We start from the raw sequence: 25,003 nt of genomic DNA, 5'->3' as shown, positions 1-25,003 counted from the left end.
GATGATGGAAAGCTTCGATTATATCGTCATCGGATCAGGTTCGGCTGGTTCGGCGCTGGCGTACCGGCTGGGCGAGGATGGCCGCAACCGCGTGCTGGTGCTGGAATTCGGCGGCAGCGATGCCGGACCGTTCATCCAGATGCCGGCGGCGCTGTCCTACCCGATGAACATGAAAACCTATGACTGGGAATACCTCGCCGAGCCGGAGGAAAGCCTTGGCGGGCGGCGGCTTGTCTGCCCGCGCGGCAAGGTCATTGGCGGGTCTTCCTCGATCAACGGGATGATTTATGTGCGCGGCAACCCCGGTGACTACGCCCATTGGGAAGAAAGCGGCGCCAAAGGCTGGAACTATGCCGATGTGCTGCCGTATTTTCAGCGCATGGAACATGCCCATGAAGGCGATGACGGGTTCCGCGGCCGCAAAGGCCCGCTGCATATCACCCGGGGCAAGCGGGACAACCCGCTCCATGATGCCTTTGTCCGGGCCGCCGAAGAGGCAGGCTACACCGCCACCACGGATTACAACGGGTTCCGCCAGGAAGGGTTTGGGGCAGCGGATATGACGGTCTGGAAGGGGCGGCGCTGGTCGGCGGCCAATGCCTATCTCAAACCTGCGATGCGGCGCGGCAATCTGCGGCTGATCACAAGGGCGCGGGTGGAGCGTATCCTTTTTGACGGTCTCCGGGCGGTCGGGGTCCGCTTTCATCATCGCGGCCAGATCCATGAAATGCGCGCGGAACGTGAGGTCATATGCGCCGCAGGCGCCATCAACTCCCCGCAGATTCTGCAGCGCTCGGGGATCGGCCCCGGTGAGCTGCTCCGTTCCCACGGGATTACGCCGGTGGTGGCGCGGGAAGGGGTTGGCGCCAATCTGCAGGATCACCTTGAGGTTTATTTTCAGGTTGCCTGCCTGCAGCCGATCACGCTCTATAAATATCTCAATCTTTTCTCCAAGGCGAGGATCGGGCTTGAATGGCTTTTGACGAAATCCGGCCCGGGCGCAACCAACCATTTTGAGACGCTCGGCTTCATCCGCTCGGCGGCGGGGATAGCTTATCCGGATATCCAGTATCATTTCCTGCCGGTGGCCATCCGCTACGATGGCACGGCACCGGCCGAGGGCCATGGCTTTCAGCTCCATGTCGGGCCGATGCGGTCAAAATCCCGCGGCCATGTGCGGATCCGTTCGGCAAGGGCGGAAGACGCGCCGGAGATCAGGTTCAACTACATGAGCCACCCCGATGACTGGGTGGAATTCCGCCGCTGTATCCGGCTCAGCCGTGAGATCCTGCACCAGAAGGCGATGGATCCGTTCCGGGGCAGGGAAATTCAGCCAGGTGACGAGGCCACCTCGGATGAGGCCATCGACGCCTTTATCCGTGACCATGCCGAAAGCGCCTATCACCCCTGCGGCACGATGCGGATGGGGCAGGCCGATGACGCGATGGCGGTGGTGGACCCGGAATGCCGGGTGATCGGGGTTGAAGGGCTGAGGGTGGCGGACAGTTCCATCTTCCCGCGTATCACCAATGGCAATCTCAACGCGCCGTCGATCATGACCGGGGAGAAGGCGGCTGATCACATCCTCGGGCGGGCGCCGCTCCCCCGGGCGAACCTCACGGCCTTCGAGCATCCCGACTGGCAGACGAAACAGCGCTAGGGGCAGTCCGCCGCGGGGGCTATTTTCTCTTTCTGGTTTCGGGTTGCCGGAAAAATCCTTTCATCGTCCGGGATGGGTCATCTGCCTTTTTGCCCTTGCGCAACTCCATCAGCAATTCCGGGGGGCCATAGGCCGTCCATGACTTCATGAATTCTTCGATGAGCCGTTTTTCTTCATTATTCAATGCGTTACCGTGGAAATCCCACCGGAAGGAGAATTCAACGATGCTGAGCCGGTGATAGAATTCCTTCAGGATCAGGGCGTTGTCGCGGGCTTCGATGAGCAGGCGAATACCCCAGATCACCGGAAAGGTGATAAGCAGAATGGTGGTTAGATACGGCAAACGGTTGGCGATGAAATCCCATCCCTTCAGGCTGGTATTTGCTGGCGTGCCCGGGCATTCGGCGGAGAAACCAATAAAACAGAAATCCCATAGCAGAAAAAAGATCAGTATAAACATGCAGAAGAAGGAAACGATAATGGATTGATTTATCTTTTCTGCCTTTTTCCTGTGGTTTTCTGATGTCTCAAGATGTTTTTCGTGATTTTTAGTGGTGCGTTTTAATCCTTCGGCGGTTTTCTGGCTTTGCTGCCGGGCCAAGGCGAAAGAAAGATTTTTGACATAGTCTTCATTGCGTGGGTCAAGACGGATTGCTTCCTGAAAATCAGCTATAGCCTCATCAAAACGCCCAAGGTTAGTTTTTGCAAAGCCTCGATTGGTCCAGGCGTTGGCAAATTCCGGATTAAGCCGAATAGCCTCATTCAGGTCAGCAATTGCCTCATCAAAACGCTCAAGGTTATTTTTTACAAAGCCTCGATTGGTCCAAGTGGCGGCATTCTCGGGATCAAGCCGGATGGATTCGTCAAGGTCGAAAAGGGCCTCATCAAAGCGCCCAAGCTTATTTTTTGCAGAGCTTCGATTGTTCCAGGCGGAGGCATTTTCCGGATCAAGCCGAATAGCCTCATCATGGTCAAGTATTGCTTCTTCGTAGCGTCCAAGTTCACTTTTAGCAGAGCCTCGATTGGTCCAGGCGGCGGCATTTTTCCGATCAAGCCGAATAGCCTCATCATGGTTAGGTATCGCTTCTTCGTAACGCCCAAGGCGGTGTTTATAAGTGCCCCGATCATTCCATGCAATGGCATTTTCCGGATCAATTTGGATGGCTTCATCAAGATCGACGATTGCCTCCTCAAGACGCCCAAGTTCACTTTTAGCAAAGCCTCGATTGGTCCATGCGGCGGTATTTTCCGGATCAAGCCGGATGGATTCGTCAAGATCAGTGATTGCCTCATCAAAACGCTCAAGTTCACTTTTTGCAAAGCCTCGATTGGTCCAGGCGGCGATATTTTCCGGATCAAGCCGGATGGCTTCATCAAGATCGACGATTGCCTCATCAAAACGCCCAAGTTCACTTTTAGCAAAGCCTCGATTGCTCCAGGTATAGGTATTTTGGGGATCAAGCCGAATAGACTCATCCAGGTCAGCAATTGTCTCCTCAAGGCGCCCAAGTTTATTTTTTGCAAAGCCTCGATTGCTCCAGGCAATGACACTTTCCGGATCAAGCCGGATGGCTTCATCAAGATCAGCGATGGCGCCTTCATAATCCTCGGATTCTATTTTGGCATTGGCGGAAACAACAAGGGCCTGGGCACGTTCCCAGTCATCTTCGGCCATGTGAAATCCTCCTTATTCTGCCGTCAGGGGCAGTTCTGGTAGTTGCTGGAAAGGCATTGCCGGGAGAGCCGCTGCGCTTCAAGAAGGGCATCGGGGGAAAGTTCTGCGGCAGTAATATCCCTGGCCTTTAGTGCTGTGGCATCCCCATGGGTGGCGGCGATATTGAACCAGACATAGGCTGCCACATAATCCCGGGGCACACCCTGCCCAAGAGCATACATCACCCCCAGATTGACCTGTGCCTCGGCAAATCCCTGATCGGCGGCGCGGCGATACCATCGGGCGGCTTCGGCGTAATTTTTGGGTACGCCCTGCCCAAAAAAATACATCACCCCCAGATTGAACTGTGCCTCGGCAAGCCCCTGATCGGCGGCAAGGCGGAACCATTGGGCGGCTTCGGCATCATCCTGAGGTACGCCATCACCATTGAGATACATCACCCCCAGATTGTGCTGTGCGCTGGCATCTCCCTGATCGGCAGCGCGGCGATACCATTTCGCGGCTTCGGCATGATCCTGGAGCACGCCCTCACCCTTGTCATACATCCACCCCAGATTATACTGTGCCTTGGCAAATCCCTGATCGGCGGCAAGGCGATACCATCTGGCGGCTTCGGCGTAATCCCGGGGTACGCCCTCACCCTTGCGATACATAAGTCCCAGATTGAACTGTGCCTCGGCAAGCCCCTGATCGGCAGCGCGGCGATACCATCTGGCGGCTTCGGCATCATCCTGGGGAACGCCCCACCCCTTGTCATACATCACCCCCAGATTGTGCTGTGCCTCGGCATCGCCCTGTTCGGCCAGGGGGCGAAACACTGAAAGGGCGGTGGCGTAATCGCCCCGATCAAGGGCGGCCAGTCCCTTCTCAAGGTCCTGCGCCATTGCCGGCAGGGCCAGCAGCAGCGCCATCATTGCGGCGATAAAGGTTTTCTTGCATATTCCCATGGGTATCCTCCTCCAGAGAACGGGTTTCCCGGAGCAGAACGGATGGGCGCCGATACACATTCAGGCAAATAAAGACACGTATCTTCTGGAAGAAGACAGATGGATTCCTCCCTGCCGCCCGCGCGGGCAAAGGGATAGTCTATCAGGGTAAGGTTAACAAAACCTTAATGCCGCGGCCCTTTTAAGATGAGGGGCGGATCATCCGGCGGGGGTAAATTCGGCTGTGGCGGTCATGGCCTGCTGGCCCTGATGGTTGCGGGCTTCAAGACGGGTGAAATCATCGCTCGCGCAGAGCCCGACCCGGCGCGCAACATAAAGCGCCTGGGTGCCGCGGAAACGAAACCGGCTGAGCCGCCGTGCCGACGCATCCCCGGTTGCCATCCGGTCCGCGCCACCGCTGATCAGCGCATCGCCCGCCGCCGGGCCGAGACCGCCTGCCGCCAGCAGGGCCAGATGCATCGCCGTGAACGGCCCGTGGGTGATGATATCGGGGTAGCCTTCGGTGTGGCGGCAATGGTCCGCGTCGTAATGAATCCGGTGGGTGTTCCAGGTGAGGGCGGAAAACCGGAAAAGCTGGCCGTGATCGGGACGCCAGGCCGCCTTTTCGGTGAGCGTCTCATCCCCCTTGAGGGGCAGGCTGTCCGGGGCGTCACCCTGGCCCTTCTCACGATAGACGATGGTGCGGGTTTCCATCACCTTTCCGGCTCTGCCTTCCATCTCCCGGTCCACGGTCACGAAAACAAGCGGGCCGGTGCTGCCCTCCTTCCTGGCAATGGCGGTGATGGTGGAAACGCGGCGGATCGTCTCCCCCACGGTGATGGACCCTTCAAAGCGCATGTCGCCCGCGGCCCACATCCGGCGATGAAACGGGCCGGCCGTCGTCACATCAGGGATGAAACGGCCGAGAATCTCATGCCCGTCGGGGGAAAGCCGCGTGGCGTCGGTGGGGTTGTTGGTGAAAAAGAGATGAAAGAGCGGCGGCAACGGCGCGCCATCACGGGCAAGGGCGTTGATCCCTTCCTCCCCGAGACCGAGCATCGCCGCGGCCTGGGCCATGCGCGCCCGGTCAATTCTGTCTTCGGATGTCTCTTTGCGGCCGATGGCTTCATCAAACATATGAACTCTCCTTCCTGGTGGCGGTGCGCCACGATATCTTTTCCGCTGGCCTTTTGGCGGCAGTCGCGGTAGGTATCCGGCCAGCACCAGCCCACCGAGGATAGAGCATGAACCCGAACTTGCGCAATATTGCCATCATCGCCCATGTTGATCATGGCAAGACAACGCTCATCGACAGCATCATGAAACAGGCAGGCATGTTCCGCGAAGGCCAAACCGTGGCCGAACGGCTCATGGATACGGGCGACCTTGAAAAGGAACGCGGGATCACCATTCTGGCCAAGCCGACCTCAATTCGCTGGGGTGAGATGCGAATCAATATCATCGACACCCCCGGCCATGCCGATTTCGGGGGCGAGGTTGAACGCGTGCTTCACATGGCCGATGGCGTGATCCTGCTGACCGATGCCGCCGAAGGGCCGATGCCCCAGACCAAATTTGTCCTTGGCAAGGCGCTGGCCCAGGGGCTCCGCCCCATCGTCATCATCAACAAGATCGATCGCAGCGACGCCCGCCCCGATGAGGTGGTGAATGAAGTCTTTGATCTCTTCGTTGCGCTCGATGCCAGCGATGAGCAGCTGGATTTCCCCATTCTCTATGCGTCCGGCCGTGATGGCTGGTGCGTCGATGAGCTGAGCAAGCCGCGGGAGAATCTGCATCCGCTTCTGGATCTGATCATCGCCCATGTCCCGCCGCCGGGCCTGCCGGAAGACAAGCCTTTTGCCATGCTGGCAACGCTTCTGGACCGTGACCCTTTCCTCGGCCGCTGCCTGACAGGACGGATTGTCCAGGGCAAGGCTTCGGTCAATGACATGGTAAAAGCGATCGGTCTTGACGGCAAGGTGGTGGAACAGGGCAGGCTCACGAAACTGCTTCGATTTGAAGGCACGGAACGGGTGCCGGTGAAGGAAGCCGCCGCCGGGGATATCATCTGTGTCGCCGGGCTGGCCAAGGCATCCGTATCGGATACGCTGGGCGCGCCGGGGCTGGATGCGCCGGTTCCTTCAACGCCGATCGACCCGCCGACCATGGCGGTGACGATCACGGTCAATGACAGCCCCTATGCCGGACGCGAAGGCACCAAGGTGACCTCAACCATGATCCGGGAACGTCTTCTCGCCGAGGCCGAGACCAATGTTGCCATCACCTTTCGCGAAAGTGCGGGCAAGGATGCGTTCGAGATCGGCGGGCGGGGCGAGCTTCAGCTCGGCGTGCTGATCGAAACCATGCGGCGGGAAGGGTTCGAGATGACGGTATCACGCCCCCGGGTGCTGCTGCGCGAAGACGGCGGCATGAAGATGGAGCCCGTCGAAGAAGTCATCATCGATGTTGATGAAGGCTATGCGTCATCGGTGATCGACAGCCTCAACCGCCGCAAGGGTGAAATGGTGGATATGCGCAGTGCCGGGGCAGGCAAGACACGTCTTGTCTTCCATGCACCATCCCGGGGGTTGATCGGCTATCAGTCCCGGTTTCTTACCGAAACCCGCGGAACCGGAGTTCTTAACAGATTATTTCACGACTACGCGCCATGGCGGGGCGATATTCCCGGCCGCCGCAACGGAGCGCTCATTGCCAATGACCAGGGCGAGGCTGTCGCCTATGCCCTTTTCAACCTGCAGGATCGCGGCATGATGTTCATTCACCCGCAGGAACCGGTCTATATGGGCATGATCGTGGGCGAACACAGCCGCGACAATGATCTTGAGGTCAATGTTCTCAAAGGCAAGAAACTCACCAATGTCCGCGCTTCGGGAAGCGATGAAGCCGTGGTGCTCACCCCGCCCAGGCGCATGTCGCTCGAAGAGATGATGGCCTATATCAACGAAGATGAAGTGCTTGAAGTGACGCCGAAGAATCTGCGGCTCAGGAAAATTCATCTTTTTGCCCATGAGCGCAAGAAATACGCAAGAGCGGCATCCTGATCTAGCCCTTGAACGCCTCAAGACGCCGGGGAAGGCTTGAAATGGCCTCCTCTCCGGCATTGGCAAAGGCAAAACGCAGATATCTTTCCTGACCACGGCCGAAAAATCCCCCGGGAATGGTGAGGACCCCTGTGCGTGAAACAAGGTCTTCGGCCACTTTGATACTGTCCCCTTGCCCGGGGTGGCTTACATAGCCGAAATACGCCCCAAGCGAGGCAATCTCCCAGCCGTCCAGATGTTCAAACACATCCCTGAAGAGGCGGGCGCGGGTGGCGATCATGCGGCTGTTCTCCTGCCGCCATCCGGTGAGCGCGTCTATCATCGGGGCTACGGCACGCTGGGCTGCCCGGGGCGCACAGATCTGGATATTATCCATCACCTTGGCCATTTCAGCGATGATATCCGCCCCGGCGGTGACGGCACCGAGACGATGGCCCGGAATACAATACGCCTTTGAAAAACTGTAAAGCAGAATGACGTTATCCCGCCAGTTGCCATCCGGCCTGTCCTGCGCAAGCAGGTGATGCGGCGGGGTGGCATCAGGCAGAAAATCCCGATAGGTTTCATCAAGGATCAGCCAAATGTCGCGGCTTGCGCAAATCTCATGGATGGCATCGAGCACATCGGCGGGGTAGACGGCACCAGTGGGATTGTTGGGGCTGACCAGGGCCAGCGCTCTCGTGGCGGGGGTGATGGAAGCGCTGATCCGGGCCGGATCAGGGATGAAACCCTGTGCGGCGTCGGCGTCGATATAATTTGTCCGGATGCCCATCATCTTGAGGGTGGCTTCATGGTTGAAATAGCTTGGCCGCATCATCAGCACTTCATCCCCCGGGGCGGCCACGGTAAGCGCGGCGGTGATGAAGGCCTGATTGCACCCAGACGTGATCAGGGTTTCTTCTGCGGCAACCGGGGCGGCGTAAACCGAGCTCATATGGCTCGCATAGGCCTCACGGAGTTCATCTTCACCTTCGATGGCGCCATAGCCAAGCGAGGCCGGATCGGCGGCATACCGGCCGAGACGCTCAAGCAGGTCTGGATGCGGCGGGTAGCCGGGCACCGCCTGGGACATGTCTACAAGCGGGCCGAGGGCGCCGGAATATTGCGCAATCCAGTTCTGCACAACCGCAACCGGAGGTGCGGTGAGGGCTTTTACGGCAGGGTTCAGCATCAACACTCCATAACTTGATCTGCGATGATTAGAGCGCCGTATAAAGGGATGGTCAAGGTCAGGATTGAGGCCTGGTGGTGCCTTCGTACATCGCTTCGTTCTGCGCTGCAAGAATGCGTTGATGCAGTGCTATCGCCTCGGGGCTGAGATCATCTTGTGGCGGGTCGATCAGCTCAAAATATCCATATCTGTCTTCCCCGCGGACAAGCATGGCGAAATCGGTCTTTGCCACCTGCTGGCGGACATGGGGGGCGATGAACTGCACCGCAAGGCCGATGCGCCGCCTTCTCGATCGATTGGGCGGCGATGCGTGGAGAAGTTTGCCATGATGAAACGAGGCCTGCCCGGGGGCAAGCTCGACATGCCGGATGGCATCTGGATCGATTTCAACATCAGCTTCCTGCCCGCGGGTCAGGATATTGGTCTCGCTGAAAGTGTCGCGGTGATCCAGCATCTCGCCTTGATGCGATCCGGGCAGAAACTGCATGCAGCCGTTTTCCTGATCCACCTTGTTCAGCGCGATCCAGGCGCTGACCTGGCCGTTTGTATCGCTGAGCCCCCAGTATTTCATGTCCTGATGCCAGCTGACATAGCTTTCGGTTTCCGGCTCCTTGATGAAGAAGGTGGAACCCCAGACGAGAATATCCGGCCCGAGTATCGATTCAACCACATCGAGAAGCCGGGGGTTCCGTGCCATGGTATTGGCAAATCGAAAGAGAACATGGGGATAATTGAGCTGGCTTTTATTGCCGGCGTTGATCGCGTGTAGACGTTGTTCAAGCTCTTCCAACTCCTGGCGATGGGAGCAGATTTCCTCTTCCGTGAAAATATCGACGGGCATCAGATAGCCGTCGGCAAGGAACCGATCACGCAAGGCAGGTGAAACATGAGGGGTGATGCTGTCGGGCATGGCGGCCTCCTGCATTGGGCATATTCTGCAACGCTAGGCAAATTTCAACATTCGGGCAAACAGAATCTTCCCCCCTGATGGGGGTATTGAAGGGCCGGAATATGATGATGCGATTCCGGCTTGGCGGCGGCCGCAAGGAAGCGCATAGTCGGGGAAGTTTCTATCTCTTGGTTGGCATGTCATGATCTTTGGACCTGTTTCCCGTTTTCTAGACCAGATGCCGCCTGCGAGCCGAGGGGCTGTGCTGCTGGTGACCGGGATTTCGGTCTTCGGTTTTACCGACAATCTAACCCTTGGGGTGTCGGACATGGTCGGGGTGGGGCAGTTTCATTTCAGCCGGTCGCTGATCGCGGTCGTGTTCGTCTTGCTGATGGGGCGGATATTCCGGCTTTCGGTGGTGCCGAAAAACCTGAAGGCAGTGGCGGTCCGGACCACGTTCATCGTGATGTCGATGCTGCTCTATTTCAGCGTTCTGCCGATGATGCCGATCGCCGAAGCCGGGGCCGGACTGTTCACCTCTCCCATCTTCGTCTTGCTGTTCTCGATCCTGATTTTTCGGGAAAGGGTGGGGTTTCGGCCCATTCTCGCGGTGGCGGTTGGCAGTGCCGGTGTTATTCTGGTGCTCAAACCCGGGGCTGAAGGTTTCAGCGTCTATCACCTTCTGCCTGTTCTGGCCGGCGCGAGCTACGCCATCGGCTCCATCCTTACCTGGCGATATTGCCGCGAGGAAAGCCCGCTTGCCCTGCTGATGAGTTTTCTGATCGCCATCGGCGGTGCGGGATGCATTTATACAAGCCTGATGACCGCCTTTCCGGTGCGAGAGGAGCTGCTCAAGGAAGCGGCGTTTCTTTTCCGCGGCTGGCAGGACGTGGATATGCGGTTCTGGGTCTGGATGGCCTTCATCGCCCTCGGCGCATCGGTAGCCCTTTCCATGATGACCCGTGCCTATCAGCTGACCCGGACGTCCTATGCCACGATCTATGAATACGCCTATCTGCTTTCGGCCGGGGTGTTCAGCTGGCTCTTCTGGGGTGTTGTGCCAGGCGTGATGAGCTTTCTCGGCATTGCGCTCATCATTGCGGCAGGGGTGGTGATCACCATCGCCCAGATAGACCGCGGCAGTTCGGCCTGAACGAGGTCACGGGCATTCGGGAAGAAGGGCGGCCGGAAGCATCAGCGCAAGCCGCCCCGATTTCAGTTCGGTTTGCATCCATCCTTCAGGCAGGGATGATGTTGTGCTCCGGGCCATAGGGAAAGCCGGTGATATTTCTTGCCCCGGCCTCGGTGACCACCAGAATATCATGTTCACGATATCCGCCTGCCCCGGGCATGCCCTCGGGGATGGTGATCATCGGCTCCATGGAAACAACCATGCCGGGCTCGAGCACGGTGTCGATATCCTCGCGCAGCTCAAGCCCCGCTTCGCGGCCGTAATAGTGGCTGAGCACACCGAAAGAATGGCCGTAGCCGAAACTGCGATATTGAAGATAGCCAAGCTCGTCAAAAAGCGCGTTGAGTTCGGCGGTGATCTCGGCGCAGGAGATGCCCGGCCGGATCAGGGAGAGGCCCTTTTCATGAACCGCCACATTGGCCTGCCAGCAGGCAAGACTGGCCGCGTCGGGTTCACCCAGGAAAAGGGTGCGCTCGAGGGCGGTGTAATAGCCGCTGATCATCGGAAACGTGTTCAGCGAGAGAATATCGCCCGCTTCAAGCTGCCGGCATGTCACCGGATTATGGGCGCCGTCGGTGTTGAGACCGGACTGAAACCATACCCAGGAATCGCGCATCTCGCTGTCGGGGAACCGTTCGGCAATGGCCAGTTCCATGGCATCACGACCGGCCATGGCAACATCGATCTCGCGGGTGCCGGGGCGGATGGCGTCACGGATCGCCGCGCCGCCGATATCGGCAACCTCGGCGCCGGCGGTGATCAGGGCAATCTCTTCGGTGGATTTGATCATCCGGCTGGACATGGTGTCGGCTGCGATATCGACAAGTTCAGGCTGGCCGAGCGTCTCCATCATGGCCGCGCGTGTGGCAAGAGTCACATGATCAGCTTCAATGCCGAGGCGGCGGGACCCGGGAATGAGGGTTGAGATAGCGTGGAAATAATTGCCGCGCTGCCAGTCGGTATAGATGATGTTCTCGCCATGGCAACGCCGCCAGGGCTGGCCCGCATCGATGGCGGCGGAAACCGTAGTCACCTTATCCGCTGTCACAACCGCCGCGTAAGGGCGGCCGAACGAGCAGTAGAGGAAGCCCGTATAATACGCGATGTTATGCATGGAGGTGAGCACGGCGGCATCACAGTTGCGTTCAGCCAGGATTGCACGAAGACCGGCAAGGCGGCGTTCGTATTCCGGGGCGCTGAACGGCAGGGGGGCTTTATGACCATTTTCAAGATGCATGATCTGTGGACGTTGCATCGTCTTGTCCTTTCCTGAAGCCCGGGCTTTACGAAAAAGACAAACGCCCGGGGTTTTCATCCGGGCGTACAGGATGTGTTACATATTGCTGTAACTGGCCATGTTAGGGATGCATCCAAAAGTGTGGTGCATCCAGAGGCCAATGATCGACGCCATCGATCAAAACTTGATTTACCATAAAAACAGATGCACCGGAAGAGCGCTCAGCGCAGGAAATGTGATCAGGCGGAAAAATCTGGGTTGTGCAAAAAACGCATCACCCTGCCGTAAAATAAGCAGTATTTGTTTTCGCATTTACTGGATAAAACAAAATTGTTCTCGCCTCAACGGAAGGGAAAGGCCGCGCCCCAAAGACGGCCACCAACCTCACATCACGGAGCTGGAGATTATGGAGCTCTTGTATATTTCCGGGGTTCTGTTCCCGGCCATTCCACTTGCCATGGTGGCGATTGGTGCGCGGTACACTTCGGTTGCCGGGCTTATACGGGCGCTTCATACACAGATCATGGGCGCGTCGCCTGCCACGGGCCCGGCCGACGTGCTGACGGCGGAGCTCAAATCCCTCAGACTCCGGATCGAGCTGGTGAAATACAGCCAGTTCTTTGCCGCCGTTTCCTTTGTGCTCAACCTTGTTTCGGTGCTTCTCTTTGCCCATGGGGCGGAGATGAAGGGATTGTTCACCTATTCCGGATCGGCGGCGACGCTGACGCTCGCGATGCTGCTCTTCATGGCGGAGATCTTCTTTTCCACCCGTGCCCTCAACCTGCATATCAGCGGGATGAAAGCCCTTGGGTGATGTGCCTTCCTGGCGCCTATATTAGATGCGCTTCATAAGATTTCGCGGCGTTGCGTATTTCTCTAGACTGAAGAAACTGCACCTTTTCTTTCAGGCATGAAAGCTGGAAAGGGGGAGAAAGATGAGCACGCATAATCCGGTGAACTGGTTTGAGATCTATGTCCATGACATTGACCGGGCGCAGGATTTTTACGAAGGTCTGCTCGGGGTTGAAATGTCGCCGTCGCCAATGTCAGGCGGCGAGATGGAAATGCGCATGTTTCCTGCTGAAATGGGGGCGGCCGGGGCTACAGGTGCCCTCATCCACCATCCGATGCGCCAGCCCAGCACCGACGGGAATCTTGTCTATTTTTCGGTTGAGGAATGTGGCCTTGCGGTGGACTGGGCACGGGGGCAGGGTGCCATGGTCTTTGTTGAAAAGCAGTCCATCGGGGAATATGGCTTTATCGCCATCATCGGCGACAGTGAAGGCAATTCCATCGGTCTGCATTCCTGGTCTTGACCTGATCTGCTATAATCCTTTTGGTAAAAGGACGTGATATGTCCGCGCCGGGATGCGGCGGGCGCGGGATGGTTGCAGGATCAGGAGGGTGTTGGGGGCGTGACGCGGTTTTCAGCAAATCTGGGGTTGCTCTGGCGTGAGCTGGATCTTCCCGTTGCCATCCATCAGGCGGCGCGGGCCGGATTTGATGCGGTGGAGTGCCACTGGCCTTACGCAACCCCTGCACGCGAGGTTGCGGCGGCGCTGGCCGATACCGGCCTTTTTATGATCGGGATCAATACCTCGGCCGGCAATCGTGATGCTGGGGAGTTCGGGCTTGCTGCCCTCCCTGGCCGGGAAGTCGAGGCATGTGCCGCTATCGAAGAGGCGGTGAGATACGCCGAGGCAATCGGCGCCGAAGTGGTGCATGTCATGGCGGGCTGTGCCGCCGGCGATGATGCTGAGGAGGTGTTTTGCAAAAACCTTGACCATGCGGCACGTCTTGCGGCCGGGGCGGGATTGACCGTGCTGATCGAGCCGCTCAACCCCCGGGATGTGCCGGGATATTTTCTTGATGGGACAGCGCGCGCCGAGCGGGTGATCTCTGCCGTGGGTGCGCCCAATCTCAAACTGATGTTTGACTGCTACCATCTTGCGCTGATGGAAGGTGAGCTTGAGCCGTTGCTGAAAAAATACTGGCACCGGATTGGCCATATCCAGTTCGCGGGCGTGCCGGATCGAGGCCACCCGGACAGGGGAGATATTGATTATCCGGCCCTGTTCCGTCATCTGGAAGGACTGGGGTATACGGCCCCGCTGGGGGCTGAATATCATCCCGATGGCGGCGATACGGATGCCAGTCTTGACTGGCTGGACGCGTTCAGAAAGGCGCGGTCATCCTGAACCTTGCGCCGCAGCCCTTTCAGCGAAGCCGATGCCGCAAGCCACCGCCCTAGCGCAAGCGGGGAAAGGCCATTTCAGGTTTGTATTCAGCAAAACTTTCAAGATTCTGGCGGTTGCACTGCTCCTGCAGGTCCGTGCCAGGCTGAACCGCGGTGATGCAGGGAAAGCGGGTTCGGTATCCGGCGGTCTGGGCGTTGCCTTCCATGGCGATGGCAACGAGCCCTGCAACCTTGCCGCCCTGTTTTTCAATCAGGCGGATGGCGCCGTCCATGGTGCCGCCTGTTTCGATCCACTGATCCACCAGAAGAACACGGGTGCCTTCAGCAAAGGCAGGTTTGCGGATTTCCATATCCTGGGTGCGGCCGGAATAGTTCGAGAAACTGACGCTGTCGGTATCAACGCAGAGTTTGCCTGCTTTCCGGATCGGCAGAAAGCCGACGCCAAGACGTGTTGCCAGTGCCGAGCCAAGGACAAATCCCATGGCATCAAGCCCGCCCACCACATCACATTTCACCTCGCCGAGATCGGCCATGAGGTCATCAAGCAGATCATGAAACGCCTCGCCGTTGATATAGATGGAGGTTGGATCAAGCCAGGCAAATTTTTCGCCTTTTGTATTCGGTGACATGATACGAAGATACCAGCGGTCTTTTCGTGCCCCGTTATCTTTCGTGATGGTGGTTTCGGTCATATCTGATCCTCCATTTCCTGGCAGCGCAACATAAGCTGGTGCAGTTTCGCCGGGTCAATATTGTAAAAATCATTGTCAATATTGATGCCGGTCGCAACCATGAAACAATCAACCATTCGATAATCTTCGGCGTTTTCTGGAGTAATGCCGGAGGCAAGCGCGATCGGTGTATCCGGCAAGGCCGAACGGAAGGTCGCGATTTTGCTGATTTCGGCGGCGTTGCCGGTCGCAATGCCCGAGGTGGTCACCACATCCATGTAACCGCCGGCGATGTGGGCGGAAGTTGCGTAATCATCGGGGTTGACCGGACGCTGCTTCTTGAATGCGGTGCCGCCGAAATAAAGCCCTTTCCAGCCGGATTCAACCCGTGTCTTACTGATGGCTTCTGCTTCGGGCTGATCATCTGTTCTTTCGTCGATGCGGGCATCGTCTCCCCAATAGGCATCGATCCTGAACCCGTCACGTTCAAGCAAGGCCAGTACAGGAAATGCCTCAAGGCCGGTGACCGCCAGAAAATTGATCCCGATCCAGAAATCCGGATAGCGGGAACGAATCGAACGGATGATGGGCAGGAAGGTTGCCACATCGAAATCATGATTTATCAGAAAACATCCGCTGATCCCGGCATGGACAAGCTTGTCGATATTGGCTGCGGTCTGGCCGCGGTCAATGACATGAATGACCGGCAGGATGACCGGACCTTTTGTGTTAAATAAATGATGGAATTCAAACCTGTTCATCTTATTTTGCGGCGCCTTTTCCCTCGATATCTGGCCGGACCTGGCCCAGGTGATCTGATACAGAAGCCCTGACCCTAATGGATAGATTCTCCTGCCTGATGCTAACCACAGGATGAATGTTTTTGCAAATCTGACCGAATTGGTGAAAACTTGGTTTGCATAACAAGAATATTTGGAGGATTTCTGGCATGAAGAACAAAAGTTCAATTCTGACGCATACGCCATCACGGCGGCAGGTACTGGCTTATGGCGGGGCAACTGCACTTTCAACGCCGTTTATCTCACGCGCATGGGCCGCACCGGTTGAGATCAACATGCTGGCCTGGTACGGCCATGGCGAGCCGGATATCGTCAGCGAATTCGAAGCGGCGAACAACGTCAAGTTCAAGCCGAAATATTATGCTGGCGGCGATAACATGCTCGGCCTGATCGCCCAGTCTCCTCCCGGTACCTATGATGTCATTCTTTCCGATGGTGAATTTGTCCAGCAGCTCAACGCGGCGGGATATATCGAAGAGCTCAATGCTGCGGATTATCCTTTTGACGATATGCTCTATGAGGATTTCACGAAATTCCCGGGGCACTGGAAGGACGGCAAACTCTTTTCGATGATGGTCCGCTTCGGACATCTCGGGGTGTCGTATAACAAGAACGCCATCACCGCCGAGGAAGCGATGAGCTATTCCTGCTTCTGGAAGCCGGAAGTCAAGGGCAAGGTCGGCCATTTCGACTGGCATCTTCCAAGTCTCGGCATGATGAGCCTTTACAACGGCAATGGCGCCGGTCTCTGGGATCTTTCCGACAGCCAGTGGGACAAGGTTCAGGACACCACCCTGTCGCTTCGGCCGCAGGTTGGCGGGTATTTCGATTACGGCGGGACATTCAACTCGCTGAAGAACGGCGAGATGCTGGCGATGTGCGGTATCGGTGACTGGATCACCGGGGTGCTGGAAAAGGACGGTGCGCCGGTTGGTTCCGTGGTGCCGAAAGAAGGCGGCATCCAGTGGACGGAATCCTACTGTATCGGCAAAGGCTCCGAGAAAGCTGATATCGTGAAGAAGTTCATCCAGTACATGCTGTCTCCGGAAGGTCAGGTGAAATCGGCGCAGATGGCCGCCTATCCCGGTTTCGCGATCACCAAATCCGGTCGCGCCAAGCTGATCGAGGTTGACCGGAAGGAAGCCGAACGGACAGGCCAGATCGATGGCATGTCCAATGATCCGATTACCCTGGTCAAGGAAGGCCGTATCCATTACCGGAACATTCCTGTTCAGCAGTCGCTGGAAGACTGGAACGATTTCTGGTCCGAATACAAGAACGCATGATCGATATCGATACTGCGATACAGGGCAGGGAGCAATCCCTGTCCTGTGGACCTGATATCAGATCAGCCATTCCAGGATAGTGGTGAAATATGCCTGTTTCAGGCAAATCATCGGAAACAGGAATAACGGAGGCCGGATCTTCGGGGCTTTTCGCGCGCCTGTCTCTTTTCAAGTACAGTCTGCGTCTGCCGATCGTGATATGGCAGGCCCTTTTCTTTATTGCGCCATTGATCTTCATGGTGGCGATGTCGTTCTTCATCGTGCGCAACTACCGCATGACCGAAGCCTTCGTGATGAAGAACTGGCTCAAGATGATGAGCCGGGACTATTTCTGGGACAGTTACGCGCTGACCCTTGGTCTTGCGACGCTGGCAACGCTGGTGGTCATGACGGTTGCCTTTCCGGCCGCCTATACTCTTGCTTTCCGGGTGTCGGAGACCACCCGCCGCTGGGCGGTGTTTCTGTTGATCATCCCCTTTTTCACCAGTTATCTTGTGCGGATATTTTCCTGGTATGTGATCCTGGCGGAAAGTGGTGTCATCAATGCCGTGCTGGGCTATATCGGGCTTGGGCCCTATGTGATGCTGAATACCAAATTCGGCACCATCATCGGCTACATGACCCTGACCCTGCCGCTGGTCATCATCCTGCAGACGTTTTCGCTTGCCAATATTGACCGGTCGCTGGTCGAGGCGGCGCATAACCTCGGCTGCCGGCCTTGGCGCACCATCTTCCGTGTCGTGCTGCCGCTGGCGCGCACGGGCCTCATCATCGCGGCGGTGTTCTGTTTCATCCTGTCTTTCGGTGATTTCGTGAGCCCCTATTATCTCGGCGGATCTAAGCCGCCAACCCTGCCGATCCTGATTGTCGATACGGTCAAATCCGGCCAGCAATGGCCCCGGGCGGCGGTGGTGGCGGTGGTCATGATGGTCACGCTGTTCATCGTCGCATTTGCCGGGATTGCGGCGGCCTACCGGCGGAGAGTTTCATGAAAAGTGACCGTCTGCTCAAAGGGTTTCTGTTCGGCTATCTCGGGCTTGTCTTTGTTTTCATCTTCGCGCCGATTGTCTTCAGCATCATTTTTTCCTTTAATTCGGACCGGTTCCCGACCATTCCGCTCGGCAGTTTCACGCTGAAATGGTATGAGACAATCTGGCAGGACCCCGATGTCTGGGAAGCGGCCAGAACAAGCCTGCTTGTGTCGCTCTCGGTTGCCTTTCTTGCAACCTTTCTCGGCTTTACCACCGCCTATACGGATTATCGCTACCGGTTCAAGCTCAAGCCGCTTTATCTGGCGTTGATCCTCTTGCCGCCGACTATACCGCTGATCATCATGGCGCTGGCCATGCTGGCATGGTTTGCCAAGATCGGTCTTTCGGGGCAGGTCGTGTCGATCATCATTGCCCATACCGTGCTGACGGCACCTTTTGCCATGGCCATCATCCGTCTGCGGTTGAGCCAGATGGATCCAAGTCTCGAGGCGGCGGCCTGGAATCTCGGGGCAGATCAGTGGCGGGCGCTGAGGCGGGTGATCATCCCCTTCTGCCGTCCTGCCATTATCTCATCCTTCTGTCTGACGGCGGCTGTATCCTTTGATGAATTTGCCATTGCCTGGTTCATCTCAGGCCTCAACAAGACGATACCGGTTATCATTCTTGAAATCGTGACCGGCAATATTGATCCGCAGGTCAACGCCATCGGAAGTTTTGTCTTCCTGACCTCCATGACGCTGGTCATCATCGCCCAGGTGGTGCTGATGACACGGCAAAAGAAAGAAAAGGGAAATCATGGCTGATGCATTGGTAGAATTTGATTCGGTGGTCAAGAGATTCGGTGATTTCACCGCCGTGGAAACCATGAATTTCACCATTGATGAAGGTGAGTTCATCGCCATCATGGGGCCGTCGGGCTGCGGCAAGACGACAACCCTGCGGATGCTCGCAGGGCTTGAGGCACCGTCGGAAGGAGAGATCCGGATGCAGGGCCGGGTCATGAACACGGTGCCGCCGCATGAGCGTGATACCCCGATGGTCTGGCAGTCGCTGGCGCTGTTTCCTTTCCTGAACGCCCGGGAGAATGTCGAGTTCGGGCTTCAGATGCGCGGGGTGGATGCGGCGACGCGGCGACGCAAGGCTCTTGAATGGCTTGACCGGCTTGAAATCGGTGAATTTGCCGAACGTGACATCAGCAGTCTTTCGGGCGGCCAGAAACAGCGTGTTGCCCTGGCCCGTTCGCTGGTGACGGAACCGAAAATCCTTCTTCTGGATGAACCTCTTTCAGCGCTCGATGCCAATCTTGTCATTCGGATGCAGTCGATGCTCACCCGCCTGCAGCGTGAATTGGGGATCACCTTTGTCTATGTGACCCATTCCCAGTCCGAAGCCTTTGCCATGGCTGACCGGGTGGTGATCATGTCACGGGGGCATATCGCGCAGATAGGTGCGCCAAAGGATATCTATCGTGCCCCGGCCAACAGGTTTGTGGCTGAATTTGTCGGCCGCAACAACATCATCAGCGGCAAGGTGAAATCGGCCAAAGGCAAGACGGTGACCCTTGAGGGTGATCTCGGCACGTTTACGCTTCATCTCGGGGATAGGCCGAAGCCCGCGCCGGGCGATGCGGGGAGTTTCGTCATCGCGGCTGATCTTGTCCATCTTTCCGCAACCCGGCCAAAAGCCGCCAACAGCATTGAGTGCTCGCTGATTTCCGAGGAATTCATCGGCTCGGTGGTGACGCTTTTCCTCGAAGCCCCTGACGGCAGCGAGTTCAAGGTGCAGATCCAGGAACGTGAACTTGCGGATATGGATTTAAAGCATATGGGCAAGGTTTATGTTTCTTGGGCATCGGAACGTGCCCATTATATTGGTGCCGGATAAGTAGATGAGGAGATTTTGATGATCAGCAACCCTGTACCCTGGCCGAATGGCGCCCGCTGCGCCTGCGTGATATCCTTTGACATGGATGCGGACAGCCTCATTCATATCACCCGCCCCGATGATTCCAACGATCGGCTCTATCCAATCAGCATGGGGCGTTACGGGCCGACCGTGGCCGTGCCGCGGATTCTTGAAACCTATCGGAGGCTGGGCATCAAGCAGTCCTTCTTCATTCCCGGCTGGTGCATTGAAACCTACCCTGACGCCGTTGAGGCCATTCTTGAGGGCGGGCATGAGATCGGCCATCACGGCTATCTGCATGAAGACCCGATTGACGCACCGGACCAGCGTGCCTGGTTCGAGAAAGCGCTGGCGGTGCATCATAAATACTGCGGCGGCACCCCGGCCGGATATCGGGCGCCGGTCTATAACATCAATCAGGAAGTCGTCGATCTTCTGATCGAACATGGCTTCCGGTATGATTCGTCCATGATGGCCGATGATATTCCCTACCGGCTTGAGACAAAAGATGGCGGGCTCTGGGAAATGCCGGTACATTGGGGGGGCGATGACTGGCCGCCTTTCGCGCATTACGCCGAAATCGGATATATGATGCCGGTCAAGGCGCCGTCGGTGGGCCTGTCCGGTTTCTGGGAGGAATTCGAGGCCGCCTATGAGGCCGGAGGTTTTTTCATGCTCATCCTCCATCCTTTCCTCACCGGCAGGCTGGCCCGCTGGAAACAGGTCGAGGCCTGGCTGGAAGAGACGCTAAACTCAAAACATGTCTGGTTTGCCCGGCTGGACCAGATCGCCGATCATCTGGATCAGGTGGTGGCCAGTGGTGCGTATGTGCCGCGGCGGGATAAACTCCCCTATTACACCGCACCAATAGGACGCTCGAGCTAGAAAAGGGAAAATCATGATCACGGATATCGACAGGGAAATGCTGAAGATTGCCTATGCCGAGGCGAAGGCAGGTTTTGATGCCGGGGGCTGCCCCATCGGCTCGGTACTGGCGCGCGATGGCCGGGAGGTTTCGCGGGGGCATAACCAGCGGGTTCAGCAGGGTGATCCGATCGCCCATGGAGAAATGGATGCCCTGCGCAAGGCCGGGCGGCAGAAAACCTATCGTGACACCGTGCTTTATACGACGCTGAGCCCCTGCATGATGTGCAGCGGCACCATCGTCCAGTTCGGTATCCCGCGGGTCGTGATCGGCGAGAACAGAACATTCGGCGGCAATGAAGAGTTTCTCCGCCAGCGCGGGGTTGAAATCGTCATCGCCGATGACCCCGACTGCATCGCGCTGATGGAGAGATTCATCCGCGAGAAACCCGAACTCTGGGCCGAAGATATCGCCGAGGACTGAGAGATGAGCCTGCCTTTATATGACCCCGCCTTTTCCGAAGGGGTAAATGCCAGCCTGACCGCAGCTGTTTCGCCCGACGGCACGCCCGAGACCGGCATGCGTTACCGTATCCCGCCCCGATGTGGCGTCGCGGTCCGCCTCAAGGCAGGGCAGTTGTTGCGGGTAGAGAATACCCACGGCACGCAGGTCTGTGACTTCTGGGCCTATCTGGGATCGGATATGGGGCAGTTTCTTTCCATGTCGCATTGCCGGACCTGGCTTCAGTCCGTTTTCCCGAAAGTCGGGGACAAGCTTGTGACCAATCGGCGCCAGCCGCTGCTTGAAATTGAATGCGACACCTCGCCGGGGGTGCATGATACGATCATGTCCTGCTGCGACTGGCCGCGGTATCAGTTGCTGGGATGTGACGAATATCATGACAACTGCGCTGATAATCTGCGGATGGCACTTAAGGCAATCGGGCTCACGCCGCCGCTGGTTCCCGATCCGTTCAATCTCTGGATGAATATTCCCATCACGGATGAAGGTCGTACCTCTTTTGAGCCGACGGTCTCATCCCCCGGAGATGTGGTGGGTCTCAGGGCGCTTGAAGACTCCATTGCCGTGATGTCCGCCTGCCCGCAGGACAAGAACCCGATCAATGGCCGTGACGCGGTGCCCACCGAACTGCATTTCACGGTCGAGGCGTAGGGGCTGACGTGACCAGGCCGGCCTCCAATAGCGCCAGGACAAGGAGCGGGGCGGAAATGAGGGCCCGTATCCTCAAGGCCGCTGAAACCGTTTTTGCCCGGCAGGGCTTCAGCGGAGCAAGGCTGATGGAAATCGCCGCTGAAGCCGGTCTGCCAAAGGCTAATCTTCTCTATTACTTCCGCAGCAAGGAAGAGATTTACCGTTCTGTCTGCCAGGATATTCTCGAAACCTGGCTTGGAGCGCTCGGCGATATTTCGGCGAAGGACAAGCCGGAGGATGCTTTGCGAAAATATATCGAAGCGAAAATGGATCTGTCGCTGAAACGGCCGAATGCCTCCAAGGTCTTTGCCATGGAGATTATCGCCGGTGCTCCGGTCATCGGCGACTATCTGGCCCATGATCTGAAAGACTGGGTCAGCAAACAGGCCGAGGTGTTCGAGATCTGGCAGGCGCGCGGGGAGATGGCTGAAGTTCCGCCCCGGCATGTGCTCTTCCTTATATGGGCGGCTACCCAGACATACGCTGATTTCAGCACCCAGATCACCGCTGTGCTCGGGAGCGAGACGATCAGCGCCGATGAATACGCAAAAGCCGTTGAAACCGTTACCGAAGTGATCCTCCGCGGCCTTGGAACAAGATAAGAGCTGCTGATCTGCCTGTGCAAAAATAAAAGTTGACCAAATGGTCAAGTTATATCTAGGCTAGTTGATGATCAGCAGGGATGGGGCAGCAAGGCCGGAATCCGGCCCAGGTACCATCCGAACTGGAACGGATAAGACAGCGCCAGCGGAAAGGCTTTCGGAAAGAGGTAATCAGATGTCCAGCCCTCGCCATATCGTATTGACGTCCCATTCAAGGTCGAACTATTTCTCCCCGATCCACTGGGGTGCGGAAGACGCGCGCAGTCGCGGCCCGGTGATTGGCAGCGTATCCAATCCCATGCATCGAAATGTCATCGGGACGCATTCCGGCAGTTATTCCGTGTATCGTGCCGTTTCCGTTGCTGCTGGCAGGCTTGATCCCGCGCATGTGCCGGACCTGACCAACACTTCCCCGGTCACCCGCATCGGCCCGCATCCCCAATGGAGTGAACCGGAGAAAATCGTCTCCTTTGATCCCTGGGGGCATGTGGTGGCGGATGAATTCAAGGAACAGATCAGCGAAGGGTTTGATATCCGCCCGACGATTGCCATCACCCAGGCCAGGCTCAAACTGATGGAACTTCGCGATGCTATCGATCAGGGCAGGCTGAAGCCGGATGGCCGGGTGCTACTCGGCAACGGCGATGTGAATGTCACGAAGATCGCGATTGATCCGGTCTGGTATATTCCGGGTCTGGCGCGGCGGTTCGGGGTCGATGAACACGCGTTCCGGCGAGTGATTTTTGAGCAGATGGGCGGGATGTATCCGGAACTGGTGACGCGATCGGATCTTGAGGTGTTTCTGCCCCCGATCGGCGGTATTACCGCCTATATTTTCGGCGATCCTGAAACTCTTCATGATCTGGCGGTACCGCTCGCCTGCCGCGTGCATGATGAATGCAATGGCTCTGATGTGTTCGGCTCGGATATCTGTACCTGCAGGCCCTATCTTACCCATGGGATCGAGATCTGTGTCGACATGGCCCAGAAAGGGGGCAACGGGCTGGTGGTCTATAACCGCAAGGAAGGCCGGGCGCTGGGCGAGGTGACCAAGTTTCTTGTCTATAACGCCCGCAAACGCCAGGAAGGCGGAGATTCCGCCGCCAAGTATTTCGAGCGGACCGAATGCGTCGCCGGTGTTCAGGATGCCCGCTTTCAGGAACTGATGCCGGATATCTTCCACTGGCTTGGGATCACGCGGATTGACCGCTTTGCTTCGATGAGCGACATGAAACATGATGCACTTGTCGCCCAGGGTATCGAAATCGGTGAGCGGCTTGATATCCCGGAAGAGTTGATCCCCGAAGATGCGCATGTCGAAATGGAAGCCAAGAAAGCGGCCGGATATTTCACCAAGGAGGCCCCGAAGAAAGGGGAGGATCTCGATGGGGTCAAGGGCAGGGCAATCGACGAATGATGACAGGGGATCAAGATGCCGTCACCGCTCTGCTGACGCCTGAATCTGTCCGCCAGCGTTGCCATGAGCTGTTCGATGCCGCCACACTCGGCGAGGTTGATCATTTTCATCTCCACCTTGAAAACCTTGACGCCGCAACGGAACTGGTGCTTGAGGAAATACGCACCAACTATCCTGATGGCAAGGTGCCGTTCCACAGCCGGTGGCGGCATTTTGAGCTCGGTGGCCGAGATCTCTGGGCAGAACTGGCGGCGGGGCTTGCTGATGTATCCCCAGAAGAGAAGGCACGTCGGCGGATGGATCTTGCGGTGGTGTCGGTTCTGCTCGATGCCGGGGCCGGGGCGGAGTGGCAGTATGCCGATGCCGGAACCGGGCTTGTCTACGGCAGATCCGAAGGACTTGCCCTTGCCAGCATTCGTCTGGTGGAAAGCGGCAGGCTCAGCCGGTATGGAGTTGATGACCCTCTTCGTGTCGATGCAGTAGCGCTGGAAGCCATAAGTGCGGCAGATCTGGCTGAAGTCTTCCAGGTCAGTTCCGAGAACCCGCTTGTCGGGCTGGAAGAACGGGCAGGGCTTCTCAACCGGCTTGGGGCTGCCCTCGGCGGGGCGGCGGAGATGTTCGGCCGGGATGGCGAGCTGCGCCCGGGAAATCTCTATGACTATCTGACCGCCCGGCAGGAAGGCGAGGGGCTGAAGGCGCGTGAAATTCTCATCGCGCTGTTGCGCGGGATCGGCAGCATCTGGCCGGAAGGCGTGCGTCTGGGTGATATCCCGGTTGGCGATGTCGGCCATCATCCGAAGATCATCCGGCAGGATATCACCAATGGTGTCCTGCCTTTTCATAAACTCTCGCAATGGATGGCTTATTCCTTGATCGAACCTCTTGAAGAGGCCGGGATCAGGGTGGTGGAACTCGATGCACTGACCGGGCTTGCCGAATACAGAAATGGCGGACTATTTATCGACACGGAAGTCCTTTCCCTTAAGGATGCCGACGCGGCGGCTCTGGCGCATCACCCGAAAAGCCCGCTGGTGGTGGAATGGCGCGGGCTGACCGTGGCGCTGCTCGACAAGGTGGCGGCAGCCGTGCGCCAGCATACAGGCGATGACGCGGAAAGCCTGCCTCTTGCAAGCGTGCTTCAGGGCGGTACCTGGACCGCTGGACGAAAGATCGCAAGAGAGTTTCGCCCCGATGGCGGCCCGCCGCTGACGCTTGACAGCAGCGGCACGATTTTCTGACCATTC

Annotated in this window: 24 protein-coding genes; 16 read left to right on the top strand and 8 right to left on the bottom strand. The window is 57.5% G+C overall.

What is annotated here, in order from left to right; genetic code table 11:
• Position 1 precedes the first annotated feature (1 nt).
• Entirely contained in the window at positions 2–1,660 is a 1,659-nt protein-coding gene (betA, locus tag AB8880_09910) for a choline dehydrogenase (GenBank protein XDZ65235.1), read from the top strand.
• A gap of 19 nt (positions 1,661–1,679) precedes the next feature.
• Here the strand turns inward: betA and AB8880_09905 are convergent, their stop codons facing one another.
• The 3 genes from AB8880_09905 to AB8880_09895 form a co-directional block, all read right to left on the bottom strand.
• On the bottom strand, positions 1,680–3,335 hold the full coding sequence (locus AB8880_09905) for a tetratricopeptide repeat protein (protein ID XDZ65234.1): 1,656 nt from the start codon (positions 3,333–3,335) through the stop codon (positions 1,680–1,682).
• Between the two features lie 23 nt (positions 3,336–3,358).
• Positions 3,359–4,282 carry an SEL1-like repeat protein gene (locus tag AB8880_09900; protein XDZ65233.1) on the bottom strand — a complete coding sequence of 308 codons (924 nt, stop codon included), beginning with the start codon at positions 4,280–4,282 and terminating at the stop codon, positions 3,359–3,361.
• Positions 4,283–4,480: 198 nt separating this feature from the next.
• On the bottom strand, positions 4,481–5,398 hold the full coding sequence (locus tag AB8880_09895) for a MaoC family dehydratase N-terminal domain-containing protein (GenBank protein ID XDZ65232.1): 918 nt from the start codon (positions 5,396–5,398) through the stop codon (positions 4,481–4,483).
• A gap of 107 nt (positions 5,399–5,505) precedes the next feature.
• Here AB8880_09895 and typA point away from each other — a divergent pair, with 107 nt between their 5' ends.
• Complete coding sequence (gene typA / locus AB8880_09890) at positions 5,506–7,323, top strand: translational GTPase TypA (GenBank protein ID XDZ65231.1); 1,818 nt, start codon at positions 5,506–5,508, stop codon at positions 7,321–7,323.
• Between the two features lies 1 nt (position 7,324).
• On the opposite strand, the gene AB8880_09885 is transcribed toward typA, so the two are convergent.
• Together AB8880_09885 and AB8880_09880 are read right to left on the bottom strand one after the other, a co-directional pair.
• On the bottom strand, positions 7,325–8,494 hold the full coding sequence (locus AB8880_09885) for an aminotransferase (protein XDZ65230.1): 1,170 nt from the start codon (positions 8,492–8,494) through the stop codon (positions 7,325–7,327).
• A gap of 58 nt (positions 8,495–8,552) precedes the next feature.
• Positions 8,553–9,404, bottom strand: a complete 852-nt coding sequence (locus AB8880_09880; protein XDZ65229.1) for a phytanoyl-CoA dioxygenase family protein — start codon at positions 9,402–9,404, stop codon at positions 8,553–8,555.
• Positions 9,405–9,585: 181 nt separating this feature from the next.
• Here AB8880_09880 and AB8880_09875 point away from each other — a divergent pair, with 181 nt between their 5' ends.
• Positions 9,586–10,536, top strand: coding sequence for a DMT family transporter (locus AB8880_09875; GenBank protein XDZ65228.1), 951 nt, complete (start codon positions 9,586–9,588; stop codon positions 10,534–10,536).
• 85 nt (positions 10,537–10,621) lie between these two features.
• On the opposite strand, the gene AB8880_09870 is transcribed toward AB8880_09875, so the two are convergent.
• Positions 10,622–11,830, bottom strand: coding sequence for an aminopeptidase P family protein (locus tag AB8880_09870; GenBank protein XDZ65227.1), 1,209 nt, complete (start codon positions 11,828–11,830; stop codon positions 10,622–10,624).
• A gap of 388 nt (positions 11,831–12,218) precedes the next feature.
• Between AB8880_09870 and AB8880_09865 the strand changes: the two genes are divergently transcribed.
• The 3 genes from AB8880_09865 to AB8880_09855 all read left to right on the top strand — a co-directional run bounded on the left by AB8880_09865 (position 12,219) and on the right by AB8880_09855 (position 14,010).
• Positions 12,219–12,626, top strand: coding sequence for a DUF2721 domain-containing protein (locus tag AB8880_09865; GenBank protein ID XDZ65226.1), 408 nt, complete (start codon positions 12,219–12,221; stop codon positions 12,624–12,626).
• Between the two features lie 121 nt (positions 12,627–12,747).
• Positions 12,748–13,128, top strand: a complete 381-nt coding sequence (locus AB8880_09860; protein ID XDZ65225.1) for a VOC family protein — start codon at positions 12,748–12,750, stop codon at positions 13,126–13,128.
• A gap of 33 nt (positions 13,129–13,161) precedes the next feature.
• A complete protein-coding gene (locus AB8880_09855; GenBank protein ID XDZ65224.1) occupies positions 13,162–14,010 on the top strand; it encodes a hydroxypyruvate isomerase family protein in 849 nt (282 codons plus the stop codon).
• A gap of 49 nt (positions 14,011–14,059) precedes the next feature.
• Here AB8880_09855 and AB8880_09850 read toward each other — a convergent pair whose 3' ends face one another.
• The gene (locus AB8880_09850) at positions 14,060–14,701 is read right to left on the bottom strand and encodes a phosphoribosyltransferase family protein (protein XDZ65223.1); all 642 of its coding nucleotides are present in this window, start codon (positions 14,699–14,701) and stop codon (positions 14,060–14,062) included.
• Entirely contained in the window at positions 14,698–15,441 is a 744-nt protein-coding gene (locus tag AB8880_09845) for an adenine phosphoribosyltransferase (protein ID XDZ65222.1), read from the bottom strand. Before AB8880_09845 ends, AB8880_09850 begins: the two co-directional genes overlap by 4 nt.
• Before the next feature lie 188 nt (positions 15,442–15,629).
• Between AB8880_09845 and AB8880_09840 the strand changes: the two genes are divergently transcribed.
• From AB8880_09840 to AB8880_09795, 10 genes are all read left to right on the top strand, one after another.
• Positions 15,630–16,766 carry a spermidine/putrescine ABC transporter substrate-binding protein gene (locus AB8880_09840; GenBank protein ID XDZ65221.1) on the top strand — a complete coding sequence of 379 codons (1,137 nt, stop codon included), beginning with the start codon at positions 15,630–15,632 and terminating at the stop codon, positions 16,764–16,766.
• Between the two features lie 89 nt (positions 16,767–16,855).
• Positions 16,856–17,758 carry an ABC transporter permease gene (locus AB8880_09835; protein XDZ65220.1) on the top strand — a complete coding sequence of 301 codons (903 nt, stop codon included), beginning with the start codon at positions 16,856–16,858 and terminating at the stop codon, positions 17,756–17,758.
• Positions 17,755–18,561, top strand: coding sequence for an ABC transporter permease (locus tag AB8880_09830; GenBank protein ID XDZ65219.1), 807 nt, complete (start codon positions 17,755–17,757; stop codon positions 18,559–18,561). The genes AB8880_09835 and AB8880_09830 overlap by 4 nt, the downstream gene beginning before the upstream one ends.
• The gene (locus AB8880_09825) at positions 18,554–19,642 is read left to right on the top strand and encodes an ABC transporter ATP-binding protein (GenBank protein XDZ65218.1); all 1,089 of its coding nucleotides are present in this window, start codon (positions 18,554–18,556) and stop codon (positions 19,640–19,642) included. The genes AB8880_09830 and AB8880_09825 overlap by 8 nt, the downstream gene beginning before the upstream one ends.
• Positions 19,643–19,660: 18 nt before the next feature.
• The gene (locus tag AB8880_09820) at positions 19,661–20,548 is read left to right on the top strand and encodes a polysaccharide deacetylase (protein ID XDZ65217.1); all 888 of its coding nucleotides are present in this window, start codon (positions 19,661–19,663) and stop codon (positions 20,546–20,548) included.
• Between the two features lie 13 nt (positions 20,549–20,561).
• Complete coding sequence (locus tag AB8880_09815; protein XDZ65216.1) at positions 20,562–21,011, top strand: nucleoside deaminase; 450 nt, start codon at positions 20,562–20,564, stop codon at positions 21,009–21,011.
• A gap of 3 nt (positions 21,012–21,014) precedes the next feature.
• Positions 21,015–21,701, top strand: coding sequence for a DUF1989 domain-containing protein (locus tag AB8880_09810; GenBank protein XDZ65215.1), 687 nt, complete (start codon positions 21,015–21,017; stop codon positions 21,699–21,701).
• 56 nt (positions 21,702–21,757) lie between these two features.
• Positions 21,758–22,342 (top strand): TetR family transcriptional regulator C-terminal domain-containing protein, encoded by a 585-nt coding sequence (locus AB8880_09805; protein XDZ65214.1) that lies wholly within the window; start codon positions 21,758–21,760, stop codon positions 22,340–22,342.
• A 175-nt stretch (positions 22,343–22,517) separates the two neighbouring features.
• A complete protein-coding gene (locus AB8880_09800) occupies positions 22,518–23,759 on the top strand; it encodes a GTP cyclohydrolase II (GenBank protein ID XDZ65213.1) in 1,242 nt (413 codons plus the stop codon).
• Positions 23,756–24,997: a DUF1688 family protein gene (locus AB8880_09795; GenBank protein ID XDZ65212.1), complete on the top strand. Its 1,242-nt coding sequence runs from the start codon at positions 23,756–23,758 to the stop codon at positions 24,995–24,997. Before AB8880_09800 ends, AB8880_09795 begins: the two co-directional genes overlap by 4 nt.
• Positions 24,998–25,003 lie beyond the last annotated feature (6 nt).

The organism is Alphaproteobacteria bacterium LSUCC0684, from assembly GCA_041228335.1.
Classification (GTDB): domain Bacteria; phylum Pseudomonadota; class Alphaproteobacteria; order Puniceispirillales; family UBA1172.
Note: the sequence above shows the minus strand (reverse complement) of the source record. Positions and strands in the feature narration are given on the sequence as shown.

Coding starts and splice junctions, on each gene's coding strand:
- betA (XDZ65235.1), top strand. CDS start 2: ATGATGGAAAGCTTCGATTATATCGTCATCGGATCAGGTTCGGCTGGT.
- AB8880_09905 (XDZ65234.1), bottom strand. CDS start 3,335: ATGGCCGAAGATGACTGGGAACGTGCCCAGGCCCTTGTTGTTTCCGCC.
- AB8880_09900 (XDZ65233.1), bottom strand. CDS start 4,282: ATGGGAATATGCAAGAAAACCTTTATCGCCGCAATGATGGCGCTGCTG.
- AB8880_09895 (XDZ65232.1), bottom strand. CDS start 5,398: ATGTTTGATGAAGCCATCGGCCGCAAAGAGACATCCGAAGACAGAATT.
- typA (XDZ65231.1), top strand. CDS start 5,506: ATGAACCCGAACTTGCGCAATATTGCCATCATCGCCCATGTTGATCAT.
- AB8880_09885 (XDZ65230.1), bottom strand. CDS start 8,494: ATGCTGAACCCTGCCGTAAAAGCCCTCACCGCACCTCCGGTTGCGGTT.
- AB8880_09880 (XDZ65229.1), bottom strand. CDS start 9,404: ATGCCCGACAGCATCACCCCTCATGTTTCACCTGCCTTGCGTGATCGG.
- AB8880_09875 (XDZ65228.1), top strand. CDS start 9,586: ATGATCTTTGGACCTGTTTCCCGTTTTCTAGACCAGATGCCGCCTGCG.
- AB8880_09870 (XDZ65227.1), bottom strand. CDS start 11,830: ATGCAACGTCCACAGATCATGCATCTTGAAAATGGTCATAAAGCCCCC.
- AB8880_09865 (XDZ65226.1), top strand. CDS start 12,219: ATGGAGCTCTTGTATATTTCCGGGGTTCTGTTCCCGGCCATTCCACTT.
- AB8880_09860 (XDZ65225.1), top strand. CDS start 12,748: ATGAGCACGCATAATCCGGTGAACTGGTTTGAGATCTATGTCCATGAC.
- AB8880_09850 (XDZ65223.1), bottom strand. CDS start 14,701: ATGACCGAAACCACCATCACGAAAGATAACGGGGCACGAAAAGACCGC.
- AB8880_09845 (XDZ65222.1), bottom strand. CDS start 15,441: ATGAACAGGTTTGAATTCCATCATTTATTTAACACAAAAGGTCCGGTC.
- AB8880_09840 (XDZ65221.1), top strand. CDS start 15,630: ATGAAGAACAAAAGTTCAATTCTGACGCATACGCCATCACGGCGGCAG.
- AB8880_09835 (XDZ65220.1), top strand. CDS start 16,856: ATGCCTGTTTCAGGCAAATCATCGGAAACAGGAATAACGGAGGCCGGA.
- AB8880_09830 (XDZ65219.1), top strand. CDS start 17,755: ATGAAAAGTGACCGTCTGCTCAAAGGGTTTCTGTTCGGCTATCTCGGG.
- AB8880_09825 (XDZ65218.1), top strand. CDS start 18,554: ATGGCTGATGCATTGGTAGAATTTGATTCGGTGGTCAAGAGATTCGGT.
- AB8880_09820 (XDZ65217.1), top strand. CDS start 19,661: ATGATCAGCAACCCTGTACCCTGGCCGAATGGCGCCCGCTGCGCCTGC.
- AB8880_09815 (XDZ65216.1), top strand. CDS start 20,562: ATGATCACGGATATCGACAGGGAAATGCTGAAGATTGCCTATGCCGAG.
- AB8880_09810 (XDZ65215.1), top strand. CDS start 21,015: ATGAGCCTGCCTTTATATGACCCCGCCTTTTCCGAAGGGGTAAATGCC.
- AB8880_09805 (XDZ65214.1), top strand. CDS start 21,758: ATGAGGGCCCGTATCCTCAAGGCCGCTGAAACCGTTTTTGCCCGGCAG.
- AB8880_09800 (XDZ65213.1), top strand. CDS start 22,518: ATGTCCAGCCCTCGCCATATCGTATTGACGTCCCATTCAAGGTCGAAC.
- AB8880_09795 (XDZ65212.1), top strand. CDS start 23,756: ATGATGACAGGGGATCAAGATGCCGTCACCGCTCTGCTGACGCCTGAA.